The sequence below is a fragment of the Ferruginibacter sp. genome (genome assembly GCF_028288465.1).
Lineage (GTDB): Bacteria > Bacteroidota > Bacteroidia > Chitinophagales > Chitinophagaceae > Ferruginibacter.
Genome location: NZ_JAQBNR010000018.1, coordinates 25,192 through 39,317, shown reverse-complemented (window position 1 = coordinate 39,317; position 14,126 = coordinate 25,192). Strand labels below are relative to the sequence as shown.

12 protein-coding genes are annotated in these 14,126 nt (G+C 44.2%); 7 read left to right on the top strand and 5 right to left on the bottom strand.

Going from position 1 to position 14,126, the window contains the following annotated elements:
* Positions 1-15: 15 nt before the first annotated feature.
* The 3 genes from JWR61_RS08005 to JWR61_RS07995 all read left to right on the top strand — a co-directional run bounded on the left by JWR61_RS08005 (position 16) and on the right by JWR61_RS07995 (position 2,456).
* Entirely contained in the window at positions 16-1,116 is a 1,101-nt protein-coding gene (locus tag JWR61_RS08005) for a nickel-binding protein (protein WP_301927319.1), read from the top strand.
* 144 nt (positions 1,117-1,260) lie between these two features.
* Positions 1,261-1,653, top strand: a complete 393-nt coding sequence (locus tag JWR61_RS08000) for a DUF4242 domain-containing protein (RefSeq protein ID WP_301927318.1) — start codon at positions 1,261-1,263, stop codon at positions 1,651-1,653.
* Between the two features lie 479 nt (positions 1,654-2,132).
* Positions 2,133-2,456: a hypothetical protein gene (locus tag JWR61_RS07995; protein WP_301927317.1), complete on the top strand. Its 324-nt coding sequence runs from the start codon at positions 2,133-2,135 to the stop codon at positions 2,454-2,456.
* 61 nt (positions 2,457-2,517) lie between these two features.
* On the opposite strand, the gene JWR61_RS07990 is transcribed toward JWR61_RS07995, so the two are convergent.
* Complete coding sequence (locus tag JWR61_RS07990; RefSeq protein WP_301927316.1) at positions 2,518-2,838, bottom strand: hypothetical protein; 321 nt, start codon at positions 2,836-2,838, stop codon at positions 2,518-2,520.
* A gap of 891 nt (positions 2,839-3,729) precedes the next feature.
* Here JWR61_RS07990 and JWR61_RS07985 point away from each other — a divergent pair.
* From JWR61_RS07985 to JWR61_RS07970, 4 genes are all read left to right on the top strand, one after another.
* Positions 3,730-4,716 carry a hypothetical protein gene (locus JWR61_RS07985; protein WP_301927315.1) on the top strand — a complete coding sequence of 329 codons (987 nt, stop codon included), beginning with the start codon at positions 3,730-3,732 and terminating at the stop codon, positions 4,714-4,716.
* Between the two features lie 300 nt (positions 4,717-5,016).
* The gene (locus JWR61_RS07980) at positions 5,017-5,772 is read left to right on the top strand and encodes a TatD family hydrolase (RefSeq protein WP_301927339.1); all 756 of its coding nucleotides are present in this window, start codon (positions 5,017-5,019) and stop codon (positions 5,770-5,772) included.
* Positions 5,773-5,927: 155 nt separating this feature from the next.
* Positions 5,928-6,809, top strand: coding sequence for an aldo/keto reductase (locus tag JWR61_RS07975; RefSeq protein WP_301927314.1), 882 nt, complete (start codon positions 5,928-5,930; stop codon positions 6,807-6,809).
* A gap of 392 nt (positions 6,810-7,201) precedes the next feature.
* Complete coding sequence (locus JWR61_RS07970; RefSeq protein ID WP_301927313.1) at positions 7,202-8,548, top strand: porin; 1,347 nt, start codon at positions 7,202-7,204, stop codon at positions 8,546-8,548.
* Between the two features lie 114 nt (positions 8,549-8,662).
* On the opposite strand, the gene JWR61_RS07965 is transcribed toward JWR61_RS07970, so the two are convergent.
* From JWR61_RS07965 to JWR61_RS07950, 4 genes are all read right to left on the bottom strand, one after another.
* Entirely contained in the window at positions 8,663-9,934 is a 1,272-nt protein-coding gene (locus JWR61_RS07965; protein WP_301927312.1) for a glycoside hydrolase family 172 protein, read from the bottom strand.
* 221 nt (positions 9,935-10,155) lie between these two features.
* Positions 10,156-10,695 (bottom strand): hypothetical protein, encoded by a 540-nt coding sequence (locus JWR61_RS07960; protein WP_301927311.1) that lies wholly within the window; start codon positions 10,693-10,695, stop codon positions 10,156-10,158.
* Positions 10,696-10,810: 115 nt separating this feature from the next.
* Positions 10,811-13,096 carry a xanthine dehydrogenase family protein molybdopterin-binding subunit gene (locus JWR61_RS07955; protein WP_301927310.1) on the bottom strand — a complete coding sequence of 762 codons (2,286 nt, stop codon included), beginning with the start codon at positions 13,094-13,096 and terminating at the stop codon, positions 10,811-10,813.
* Between the two features lie 24 nt (positions 13,097-13,120).
* Positions 13,121-14,125: a xanthine dehydrogenase family protein subunit M gene (locus JWR61_RS07950; protein WP_301927309.1), complete on the bottom strand. Its 1,005-nt coding sequence runs from the start codon at positions 14,123-14,125 to the stop codon at positions 13,121-13,123.
* Position 14,126 lies beyond the last annotated feature (1 nt).

The following is a 14,126-nucleotide window of genomic DNA, read 5'->3' as shown; positions in this document are numbered from 1 at the left end:
GCTAAAAAAACAGGGATGCCGATTTACATGGATGTACATATTGTTCCCGGGGTTAAAGCCAATAATGTAGCCGAAGCTCACCGGCTGGATATGGTGCACCAGGAAGAGTTTAAATGCAAGTGCATGACCTATTGGATAGATGAGGAAAGAGAAAATGTTTTTTGCCTGATTGAAGCGCCCTCTAAAGATGCGGTGGAAAAAATGCATGGAAAAGCCCATGGCCTGATACCCAGTAAAATAATTGAAGTAAGTCCTGAAGTAGTGTCGTCTTTTTTGGGACGAATTTACGATCCCTCCGAAGTTGTTACCATGGATGATGGACTGAAGGTTTTTACCGATCCTTCGTTTCGCACGGTACTTGTAATCAAAATTTGTGATCCTGTTTTGCTGCAGGCAAGGGTTGGCGTTGATAAAGCCCGTGCACTACTGAACCTGCAGAATGATACTACCAGGAAACAGTTGTTACAATACGGCGGCAGGGAGGTGGAATCTGGCGGCGCCGGGTTTATCATCTCTTTTACATCCGCCTCAAAAGCGGTTTCCTGTGCCCTGGCTATTCAACAAGAAATGAAGGGATATGATGCTGGATTAAGTGGTGCCAGGATGGCCATCAGCGCCGGCGAGCCGGTAGAAAACAGCAATAAGTTATTTGGAGATACTTTACAACTTGCAGGGTATATGTGCGCCATTGCCGGCCCTTTGCAGGTAGTTGTAGCTGCTGCCGTTAAGGAACTGGTGGCAAAAGATCATTTCAAAATAAAGAGTGATCATTTTTTACTACTTTCTCCGCAGGATGAAAAAATGCTGCAATCGTTGTTCGGCATACTGGAGGGCCACTGGCAAGCGGCTGAATTTGATGTGGAAGATTACAGCCGCGAAATGGCCATGAGTAAATCGCAGTTGTACAGAAAAACAATTCAATTGACGGGTTTACCACCCAATATATTGCTGAAAGAATTCAGGCTGGAAAAAGCCAAAGACCTGATGCGGAAAAAGCACTATAACATTGCACAAATAACGTTCGATTCCGGATTCAGCAGCCCATCTTACTTTACCAAGTGTTTTAAAAATAAATACGGCCTTTTACCCATGGCCTATCTTGATATGCTGCAATAAAATACATCACCGCGATTTAATTTTACTATTTTTTGAACGATTTGTAGCAGCCCGTTTTACATTTTTTGAATGATTCGTTACAGCCTTTCGCCTGGCTGCAATAGTATCTTTATTGCATCAGCTAACAATTTAAAAACTACAATTATGACTTTTATCACCAGGCGGTTTGCACTGCTCATTGCCATCCTGCTATTTACATGCTATGCCTCCATAGCGCAAAACACCAATGTAACAACAACTTCCACCACTAAAAAATCAACTGAAATGAAGACTTATCTAATCGAAAGGGAAATTCCCGGCGCCGGAAAACTTACACCTGACCAGTTAAAGGGCATCTCACAAAAATCCTGTTCTGTGCTTACAGAAATGGGGCCCCAAATTGAGTGGCTGCAGAGCTATGTAACAGGCGATAAAATTTACTGTATCTACAAAGCCGAAAATGCAGACCTGATAAGGGAGCATGCAAAGAAAGGAGGATTTCCTGCCAATACAATCGTTGAAATTGGCTCAGTTATAAGTCCTGCTACGGCAAAGTAATTTGTAAAGTATGCCTGAATTTTTTAAGCCCGTCGGTTTGACGGGCTTTTGTTTTGTATTAAGAAAATGTGTTTGGTAAGAATTCTTCTATGCAAGCTCATTTGCATAATTGGTGGCAATATCACAAAAAATGGCCCCGATATGAAAGCTCGTATCCGCGTTAGCCTGGCAACAAGTTTTACCTTTTAGTTGTTATGCGCTTATACCACGCCACAATGCGAAATTCATAGCCAACAGCGTCAACTTCAATATGCCTGGGGCAGTAATTTACGGCGGCGCCGCCGGGGGGAATTAATTTTAAGCCGCTAAAAGGCCGGCTGAACCTGCCGCAAATCCTTCAACTGGCATACAAATAAACAGGGTAGAAAATTTCCTATAAAATAATACACAGTTTCACTATAATTTTCACCCGGATGCGGTGTTACATTTACTGTATTCCCGGTTTTTATCCATCCATCCAAAACAAGATACGCAATATCATGAAAAACAATAGTTCCGTGCAGGAAATACTCCTGTTGCACAACACCAGGTTTTTACTTCGCAACTGGCTGGCGCAAAAAGATGTTTATCAAGACAAAAAGCATGCAGCGAAAGATGACCTTAAAGCAGCCTGCTGGAACGGTCTTGTACCTGAAATTTTACCAGAAATTTTTCAGACAGGATTGAAGCGGGAGTGTTGCCTTTGGGACGTTATAGAAACCAGGGCCTTTATAGGACTGAATTACAGCCAGATTTATCCGTTAGATGAAGGGAATTTTTCGATTGATCCACATATTTTTATGCCAGTGCAGGATTACAATTAAACCCATTTAAAACAAGATACCCGCTGCAGGGTATCCTGGCATTTATTTCGATCCTGCCATGTTAATTGGGATTCATTTCTTCCACCAGCGCATAAGGATTAATTGTAAATTCCGGATCTGGTATTGTGTTATCTTCTCCCAGGTGGGCATACAGCAGGTGATCGCATTCGGACAGTTGCCACATAGTGCGGCGTTTGCTGTACGGATCATCAAACAGCTCCGGCAGCATAGCCGGTATTTGTCCGTTCCAGCATGCTTCAGCCAGCTTATTTTGATTGTTGTTTTTTGATGGCTGGTTCTCATTTTTGTCCGAGTATTCCCGGGCAGAAAATGCAGTATTGGTCATCAGCAATATTTCCTGTGTTGTAAAAATATTTTTCATAATCAAAAGCTTTAAAACAGCTTATACTTTAGATGTGTGAAAGGCACTAAAGCAATAATGTGTAGTGATAAATAAATGTTAAGGCTTTAGCACTCACCTTCATGCACATCTTAATATACGACTGCCGTTTGCAGTTGGTTTGAATTCTGCAGGATAAAATAAAAGCAAGTGTTTTCATTCTCTGCCGATTCTCCAGAAATACGTCAGCCCGGAGCCGCCGATGGTACACAACCGGCCACTTACCATCTGTGTAACAAAGGATACCGTTCCTGTGAGGTTCTTTTGAGACATTGCATGTTAAAACAAATCATGGATACAACAGGCGTAATTATTTTTAGTATTATCATTCTTCACCTGTTGGTTGGATTTGGCTACCTGGTATATAAATCAGGCCCACGGAAAAACGGGAAATAGGTAGTTGGCAGGTTGCTGTGGATGCCTATTGCTCATCAGTTCGTCCGGCATTTTAGTAAGCGGCAATCACATGCGAGTGTAGCAATTATTTCACCGCTTGCTGCACATTACCATTGCGGAACGGGTGAAACAACACAGCCTCTCAGAACCTGGTGAGCTGCTTTTTTATCACAAACAATCATGCTGTTTTAAGCTGGTAAATACAAACCCGCCGATAGGCTTTTCAACCTCCGGGCTAACTCCCATTAAAGAAATTTACAAAAGAGGCTGCAAAAAACACAAAAATGGCCATCAGGGATGATCGGTATTTTTCGCCTGCATCGCAATAGCCCGGGTACATCGTTACTGCCTGGTTTTACAAATCGGCGTTCCTGTATACTTGGTCAACAAAATATACGTTGTTTTTAATGAAGGTTTATAATGGTTCAATACGCTCAATGAGAGCCCGCAAACTGCAGTAATACTAAATAAAAATTGATGACGACAGCTTTACTAAGAAACATTTGCATCGTACTGTTTTTTACGGCCTGTTCCTCTGCGGCACGCAATGCCGCTAACAGAAAAAGCGGCAACAGCGCAACTACACAGGATAAGTTAACGGCTGCACCTGCCTTTGATCCGCAGGATTCGATTGCCGGAAAGCAACCCTTATCACTGCTCGACTTACCGCAAACTGAAGAAGGCGAAATTGTGCTGACAAACGGTTTTTATGAAGCCGATTTTAAAAGTTATTGCCTTCAACCCGGTACGCCTTCACCCACTGCGAGGGATGCATACCTGCAGGCTCCCATAAAGGGATATCGAAAAGAAATTGTAGCAACAATATTAAGTAACTCACGCAAAAAAACCTGGTTGCCCCAGCGAAACATACAACTGTTATTATGGTCTGTGGTGAGCGGTTCCGGTTACAACCGGCTCTCCCCGGATGTGCGGAATACGGCAAGCCAACTATTATCATCTCAACAAATATTTGAACTAAAGGGCGGGGTAATGGGCGTTGTAAAAACAGTAGCTTCCGTATTACCGGATAACCCGTTGGCCGGCACTTACAGAAGCATGCAACAATTGTTTGATGCCGGCAATTCATCCTATGAAGCTTTTGAACGCATCGCCGTGCAGCGTGAACTATCAGCCATTACAAAGCCTGCGCTTAAAACAGATCAATGGTATAAACAGGATGGTGGCTATTTTGTGCGTTATTTCCCTGCCAGTTATCAACAGGTAAAAATACAGGTATATGTGCCCACACCCGGGGCAGATTCCCTTACAAAAACCCGTGATGTATTGCTTTTTAACCCCGCAGCCATGATGGCCATACCTGTCAATTCAAATGCCCAACGTCTGGGTATTGGTGCAGCTGTGCTGAATGCCGTAATTAAAATTATCCAGGTAGAAAGGAGTAATCCGGCTCCTGCAAAACAACCGCGTAGCACTGGCCCTAAAAATGGTAAAGCAGCCTCCTGAAAAATACTTCACTGTGCAGCTACCATCCCTGCAGTAATTACCTGCAGGGCGGCTTACAATACGGATATACATTTCGGTGATCTGTAATTATGAGCAGTAATGGGAACGGGCACCGGGGGGCCTTTCAAAGTAGTATTATGGAATAGCCGCAGTCAGTCAACCTGGTTTGCACATCGGTGCTTTCAATTAAACTTCTCTACATTCGTATAAATATTTAGTTGCTTCATGGCAGCGACAACCAGCACCCACCTTTATGAATGTAATGTATACCGACATTGGCATCAACCTTACCAGTAAACAATTAATCACGATGCGGCGGCCGTTGTACAAAGAGCGATTGGCGCCAACGTACAACCGATGATTTTGACAGGTACAAGTACAGCCAATAGCAGGCAGGGCGCAGCACTGGCACAGCAGTATCCTGGTGTGTTGTTTGCAACTGCAGGTATTCATCCGCATGATGCCAGACATTTTAATGAAGAAAGTATCAATGAACTAAGGCTGCTGTTACTGCAACCCACCGTGGTTTCGGTAGGAGAGTGCGGGCTGGATTTTGACCGGGATTTTTCGCCAAGGTCTTTACAGGAAGAGTGTTATGAAGCACAGTTGCAGCTGGCAGTTGAAATTAAGAAGCCACTGTTTTTACACGAACGTGCTGCCTTTGCAAGGTTCAACAGCATTACAGATAATTTTTCAACTGGCTTGCCAAATGCGGTAGTGCATTGTTTTACGGGTACATTGCAGGAAGCAAAAACTTACCTGGATAAAGGATATTACCTTGGTTTTACCGGTGCTGTCAGCGATGTAAAGCGGTTTGCACATTTAAAAGAAGTGATTGCCTATATGCCAATGGAACGTATGATGATAGAGACGGATGCACCCTACATGATGCCAAAAAATGTTGACCGGCAGGTGCTGCTCCCTCACCATGAAAGAAGGAATGAACCCGCTTTTTTACCCTATGTAGCGGCCACCATTGCGCACATAAAAAATATTGCTTTGGCGGATGTGGCAATACAGACCACACTAAATGCTAAAAAGTTTTTTGCCTTATGATAATGTTTCGCTGAAGCAGCTAAGCCAGCCTTTTTTATTTCTTGCATACATTGTTTGAATTGTGCAAGCAATGGATTGAAGTTAGCAAGTACCTGTTTTTTCCTCCATCCTACCTTTGCTTCATTAATTCTCACAATAAAAATCAATTAACAAATATGAACGCAAAGCAAATTATTATCGGGGGAAAGAGTACCACTCCATTAACAGTAAACCGTTTGGGCTATGGTACCATGCGGCTGACAGGAGAGGGTATTTGGGGAGAACCCGCCAACAGGGCGGAAGCACTGCAAATTTTAAAGCAATGTATCAGCAGTGGTCTTAATTTTATAGACACCGCAGATTATTATGGCGATGATGTTACCAACAGGCTGATAGCAGAAGCCCTGCATCCGTATCCTGCCGGGCTGGTGATCTGCACAAAAGTGGGCGGCGCAAGAAAGCCTGATAAAAGCTGGATACCATTCAACAGGCCCGAAGACCTGCGCAGCAGCATTGACAATAACCTGCGCACCTTAAAGCTGGAACAGTTACCGCTGGTGCACTTCAGGGTAATTGCCGGCAGTGATGTGCCTTTTAAAGAATCAATGGCAGCCATGTTTGAATTGCAAAAAGAAGGCAAAATAGCACACGTTGGCGTAAGCAACGTAAGTGTGGCTGAGTTGGAGGCCGCAATGCACATGGGGCCGGTTGCCACAGTAGAAAATATGTATGGCCATGGTCAGCGTACCTCTTTAAATATGGTACATGGCGGAGAAAACAGGGGCGGAGAAGAAGTACTTTCCATATGTGAGCAAAACGGTATTCCGCTGGTGCCTTATTTTTCACTGGTGCAATCAATGCCAAAACAAGACGACCGGATTTTGACCATTGCAAAAAAATACAACGCCACAATGGTACAGGTTAATTTAGCCTGGCTGCTGCATCGGTCTCCCTGGATATTACCAATCCCCGGCACGTCATCCCTGCAACATTTTGAAGAAAATTTATTGGCTGCCGACATTGAATTGAGCGAAGAAGATATGCTGTTCCTGAACTAGATTATTCAATTTTTCCTTTACAGTACTTTCCTTTTAATCCACTAAAGGAAAGTACTTTTTTTATTCAGCGTCTTGCATCTTTCAACAATTAAATCCAAAGCTTTTACCAACACAGGTTGATTCATAAGCAAATGAATAGCAAATTTCATATCCCGGGTTTGTCATTTAAATGCCTGCACAAAAACAATTCCTCAGTACTTTCCAGTCATTTAACTTGAATTCATTTTTTCAGCCCAATGCATGTGGTGATACAGCGTTTATCCTTTTAATAAAGGGGATAATAATTTTAGCCGCTATCTTGCAAAATCAGTAGCTTGCGCCGCTATTAAAAATCAACATCTTGCTTAAGGTCAAAATAGTTTGCTGCTATTTTGAACAAATATTATCGATTCATGAAGAATAACCTGCGTGTTATCACGGCTCTGCTATGCTGTATCGTAACCAATGCACATGCACAATTTCCCGATAAATTAAAAAACGGTTTAAGATATTATACGGATAGTAAAGACAGCTCCAGATACATTGGCTTCGGTATGACGGCCCAGTTATGGGCCCGCAATACTTCCAATAATCCTTACTCGCTGGTGCAGGGAACTCCGCAAAATAACACGACCGATTTCAGTATCAGGCGTATTCGTTTTGTACTGAGTGGCGCAATAAGTGACCGTGTCAATTTCTTTGTACAATTCGGCCAAAACAGCCTGAATTATTTATCGGCTCGTAAAGCCGGCAGTTTTTTTCATGATGCAACAGCAGATTATGCGATCGTAAAAAAGCACCTGTCTGTAGGGGTAGGCCTCAATGGTTTTAACGGGCCATCCCGTTTTGCTAATGCAAGTGTGGCAAGCATTGCGGTGCTGGATGTACCCGCTTACCAGGAAGTTACCAATGACACTTATGACCAGAATGTACGGCGGCTTGGCATGTACATGAAAGGTAAACTGGGCAAACTGGATTACCGCCTTTCTGTTGGAAAACCTTTTGTCATTCAAACCGCATCAGGCTCAGGTATTGAACCCATTAATGCAAATGCTGTTTTTTCAACAAGGCCACCCGCCATGAATACGCAGGGATATTTTATGTACCAGTTTCTTGACCAGGAAAGTAATTTTTCGAGCGGCACAACCGGCACTTATCTTGGCAGGAAAAAAGTGTTCAATATCGGAGCTGGCTTTAACCACCAGAAAAATGCCATGATGCGCTATGCAGATGTTGCGCTGAAAGATACCGTGGGCGAAGCTATTAATTTGTTTGCGGTGGATGTATTTTATGATGCCCCGGTTAGTGAAGAAAAGGGAACTGCTTATAACTTCTACGCCAGTTTTTCCAGGTATAATTATGGAACCGGTTTTATCAGGGTTGCAGGGGCGGATAATCCTGCCAACGGATCATACAACACAGGCAGCACGTTCAGCAAATTAAATTTTGGTAACGCTTTCCCGGTCATTGGCAGCGGCAACGTGGCGTATCTGCAAACTGCCTATAAATTAAAAGACAGGTTATTTGGCAACCAGGGAACCTTACAGCCTTTTGCAGATCTGCAGTATGCAAAATACGACCGGCTGAGCGACAGGATGTATGTTTTTGACATTGGTTTACACTGGCTGTTGTATGGCAATAACACCAAGCTTACTTTAAATTATCAGAACCGGCCTTATTTTGAACAGGATGCTAATGGCGCACTGGTACAGCGTTCCAGGCGGGGAGAACTGGTATTACAATATCAATTGTCTTTTTAAGCCGGCTATGCTAACGTTTAATACCTGGTAACTTTAATTACCGGAATTATTTATTGGCTGGATTCAGCTGCATGTTAAGAATCGGGATGATGCGACGGCACATCAGTCTTAAATTTATTCTTTCGGTTTTAGCTTTTCCCAAACAGCTGTTTTTAAATTATATAGTCTCAGTTGTAATGGTGGCAGCGCGGGTAAATCATTTTCTGGTTTATCAAGATAAAAATAGGCAGTGGCACAAACATCATCACTGCGCAAATAATTAGTGGAGGTCACGGGGAAGTTTTCATCTTCTAATTTCGGTGGATTGTGTTCATCCAGCAGGCGGCGCTGTATTGTCTTTTTTCCATCCTGTCCCAGCATCCAAACAGGGGTTACAACTGCACCCCCGGCTTTCATTTTTAACAGGCCGTTCTTATCCGAATTACCAATTTGCTGTATGGTTACTTTACAGGCAGTATGAAAATACACAGGGTCAGGAATATGATAGCGGTAAAAGGCGTATACATCCTGCTCTTTGGATGCAATGGGTGAGCCAGTGTATCGCAGCGCAAATTCGCCCTGTCCCCATCCGGAGCCGATATAATCTTCAGTGCCCGTACCAGCAAGCGAAGGATTTTTTTCATCACCATCCAGGTAAAATTTTACTTCTCCTTCACCAAACCATGTACCGCGATACAATGAGTCACCGATTACGCCAATGTTGGTACCGATGAATCTTCCCCTGCCTTTCACTTCGGGCAGTATTACGTAATCCGCGCCCGGCGTGGTTTTTATATTGCGATTCCAATAAGTATGAAAATATAGTGCATCAGCCGGTACCGTTTTCATCTTCGATAAATTGATATCATACCAAAGCCAGAGTTCTGTAGTAGATTCGTTGGTAACGGTGATGTAAGCAGATCTTCTGTAAGGCATTGGGATGGTAAAGCTAAACGAACGGGCTTCCGGGCTGGAAAATAATTCATTGTCGTACCGTGCAATAAGCCCGTGCGCGATACCAAAAAAGTCACCGATGGGAGCGGAGACAGCCGGCTTTTTTGCGCCTTCCCAGTACATATCAATGCGCACAGCCCTTCGCTGTTCGGCGTTAATGCCGATGGTGCCGCTCAGCCACATGCGGTGGATGATACCCGCCCCTTTCATATCCAGTATGCTTTTGGTTTCGCCGGGAGCAATGATAAAAAACGCATTCCCTTTTTCACCCTTGTTGGTTAATGCACCCTGGCCTTTTTCACCTGTTGGATTTTCGGGACTTACCCAAACGGATTGTACGCCGGCAGGGGGAGCCTTGAACAAGGGGTCTGTAGTTTGTGCGCATAACCGGAGCGCTGTAAAAAAGAAGTATGTCGCCATCAAAAAGGTGGCCGATGAAAAAGATTTTTTCACGTGTTGTTATTAATGATAAACTGTTTTGAACAGACGGGGATACTATAATCAGACTTTTAAATGTAATGATTTTTATGGCACAAACAGAAGAAGTGTTTTGCCAGGGAAAATAAATAGCTCCTGGAAGGTATTGAACCGGTTCGCATATTCAAATAGCTTTTCGCCCGGCATCAAATGCTATCTCTTTTGGCAATTAAAAATCTGAATGTAAAGAGAATAACTTAATATTTAAAAGGGGTAGCAGCAACGTTGGGGCTTGCCTGGTTAAAAGGCATAAACGGATAGCTGCTCCGCTCAACGCCAATACTGCCGGAAATCGAAAAGGTTTTTTGATCATTCATGTACATCAAGCCCAGGGAGGCGCTTGCCGGCATATCAAAATGGTTACGTGCAAACAGGTTGTTATTCTGCCCAAATTTACCGGTATTGGAAAACATAAAAGAATGATTGAAATTGACGGAAGCCGGTGCGGCAGCCAAATTGGCAAAAGCATACCAGTTGTTATTCAGCCGGCGGTTTAACTGAATGCCTGCCGGAACTGAAAAGACAGTGGCGTTACCGCCTTTAAAAAATGTAAAGCTGGAAGAAATACCGGCATACCTGCTGATAAACCATTTCGGCTGAGGCAAACTGTCATTCATTTGATTCATCCTTGTAAATTGTTGCTGTTGCAGATGATTACCATAACTTCCCGGTAAAACTGTCTGAGCTTTTACAAAGGAAGTAAAAATCAATGCTGTCAATAGAAGTTTGCTGCGCATACGTTTCAGGTTATGCTATAAAAATACAACATCCAAAGGAATAAGAAATGCACAAGGCAAAACTTAACATTTGGCCAATTTTTTTGATATCAGGCATCACCTGTACTTTGAGATATTAAGACTTAAGCAACATTTTATCTGGTGTAAAAGGAAGATCACGTAACCTTTTTCCAGTGGCATTAAATACCGCGTTGGCAATGGCTGCAGACACACCCGTGGTGCCAATTTCACCGATGCCCCGTGCACCAATAGGTGATATATGCGGATCGGGTTTGCCGATAAAATGCACACCAATATCAGGCACATCAAGGTTTACCGGTACATGATAATCCGCCAGTGTTCTGGTGGCAGGATTGGCCCATCGGTGATCGTATGCAGTTTCTTCCATCAGGGCAGCACCGATGCCATAAATAACGCCTCCGATAATTTGCGAACGGGCAGTTTTTTCATTCATGATTCTGCCAACGTCCTGCACACTCACAAATCGCTTTACCCTGATGGTTCCAAAATCTTCATCTACCCAAACCTCAGCAAACTGGGCCCCGAAGGAATGAAAAGAATATTTTTCTTTATCGCTGTTCTCTTCTTTATCGATGGGTGCTTCCATACACGGTGCTGTTGGAGCACCAAGTCCGCTGCCAGATGCAGGCATAGCCGTAGTGCAGGCTTCCACTATATTTTTATTATTGCGGCGCATGATGTCTGCATAGGAATCAACTGTTGTTTTATCAGCCGTTACAAAAAAATGACCGTCAGCATAACCAATGTCTTCCAGTCGTCTTCCTTTTAACGAAGAACCAGTATCAGCAGTTGCCAATGCCAGCAACTCTTTTCTTACCATTTCTGCTGCCGCCATTACCGCCGGGTTAACACTTGCCGTAGTCATAGAACCTCCTGAAACAGGAGCCGGGGGAAAGCTTGAATCACCAATCTTTACAGTTATTTTTTCAACCGGGATACCCAGCGTTTCTGAGGCGGTTTGTGCGATGATGGTATAGGTGCCCGTGCCAATATCCTGGGTGGCGCTTTGTACTATCACCGAACCATCCGCCCTCAGTTGCACTTTTGCGGATGCCGCACTTCTTCCGGCTGGATAGGTTGCGGTAGCAACACCGTAGCCAATTAACTGTTTGCCTTTCCGCAATTGCCCCGGCTCAGCTTTGCGTTGCTGCCAGCCAATTTTTTCAGAACCTATGGTATAACAGTCCAGCAGATTTTCGCTGCTGAACGGATGCTTTTTGGATGGGTCTTCAGCTGTGTGATTCAAAACCCTGAATGCAACCGGGTCCATCTTCATTTTATATGCCATTTCATCGATGGCAGATTCGAGCGCAAAGGTGCCGGGCGTTTCACCGGGAGCACGCATATAAGTTGGCGTGCCGATATTCAACTTGGCAATTTTGTAGGTTATTTCACGCAAAGGCGCATTATACAACACGGCTGTTTGCTTACCGCTGGGTTCAAAAAAATCAGACTTGTTTCCATAACTATCTGTGTGATGGCGAATAGCCGTAAGCATCCCTTTATCATCTGTAGCCATGGCCATTTTTTGTTGCGTAGCAGGCCTGCGGCCGACATTGGTCTGCATCATTTGCCGGGTGATGGCCAGTTTAACGGGTCGCTGTACAAGCTTTGCCGCCATAGCAGCAAGTAACATATGCCCCCACTGGGAGCCTTTACAACCGAAGCCTCCCCCGACATAAGGCGATACAATTTGTACATTTTCCGGTGTGAGACTGAAGTGATAAGCCAGCGTGCCACGGGCACCCATTACACCCTGAGTTGAATCATACAGAGTCAGCTTATCGCTGCCTTCCCAAACCGCAATGCTTGCGTGCGGCTCCATGGGATGATGATTTTCTGTAGGTGTGGTATAAGTGTAACTGATTTTATTTGCCGTTGCATCAATGACGGGTGCGGTCTTTCCTTCATTCACCTGAGCATCCTCCCCCTGAACTTTCTGAGGTTTGTATCCATTGGGTAATTCAGTATTTAAATCAATGGCGTGTTTTTCTTTTGAATAATTTACTTTCACCAGGGAGGCCGCAGCTCTTGCCTGTTCATAGGTTTCTGCAACTACCAATGCAATGTATTGTCCAAAGTAATACACCAGGTTATCCTGCAAGGGAAGGAGTTGTTCACCCAACATGCCACCTGTCTTTACTTTTGGATCGATTGCTTTTAACTGTGGTGCATTTTCAGGCGTTAATATTTTTATAACACCTGCACTTTTTTCCGCTGCCGAACTGTCGATAGCACTGACGCTTCCCTTCGCAATAGTTGAGCGCACCGGGAAAGCATACACCATATTTGGCTGATTAAATTCAGCGGCATATTTTGCCGCGCCGGTAACTTTCAATAATGCATCAACGCGGTTGATTGGTTTACCAATGATTGCCATTTATCCTTCGGTTTAATGATTTTCTTAAATCGTTTTTCCTCCATTTGCAGCCTGCATCAGGGCCCTTACAAGGGCCTTTCTGCCCAGCTCCACTTTATATAAATTATGTTCAAGCGGTTTGGCCAGTTTCATCTCATTGGCTGCGGCGATCTTAAAATTGGCTTCGGTTGCTTCCTTATGTAGCAAATATTTTTCTGCAACGCTTGCCCGCCATGGTTTATGTGCCACACCACCCATGGCAATACTGACCCTCACAATTTTGTTATTCTTTAACTCCATTGCTGCTGCCACTGAGATGAGTGCGAATGCATAACTGGCCCTGTCCCGCACTTTCAGGTAATAAGAATTTTCAGCAAAGTTGTTTCTGGGTATTTCTATAGCCGTTATCAGTTCTCCGGGTTGCAGCGTATTATCTTTCTGCGGCTGATCGCCGGGTAAACGATGATAAGCTGTAAAAGGAATGCTGCGCTGTTTGCCATTAGCGCCCTGCACTTTTACAACGGCATCCAATGCCGCCAGGGCCACGCACATATCAGAAGGGTGCACCGCCACGCATTTATCTGACCATCCAAAAATGGCATGCATCCGGTTGAGGCCTTTCATGGCACCACAGCCGCTGCCGGGTTCCCGCTTATTACAGGGCATCGCTACATCATAAAAATAAGTACAGCGGGTACGCTGGTTTAAATTGCCACCATTGGTTGCCATATTGCGTATCTGTGCAGAAGCTCCGGATAAAATAGCCTGGCTAAGCATCGGAAAATTTTCCCTTATCGCCGGGTCGTTGGCCGTGCGGGCGTTTTTTTCAACAGCTGGTATAACAACGCTTCCGGTGGCAGAAGCCGGTGATACAATTTTCATCACATCGATGTTGCCAACTTCCACCAGTTCAGTCGGGCGCTCCACATCTTCCTTCATTAAATCCAGCAGGTTGGTACCACCTCCCAATAACCTCGCATGCGGATTTGCTATCAATATTTTTGATACTTCATTGCTGTCGGCTGTGGTGGAAAATTTAAATGGCCTCATG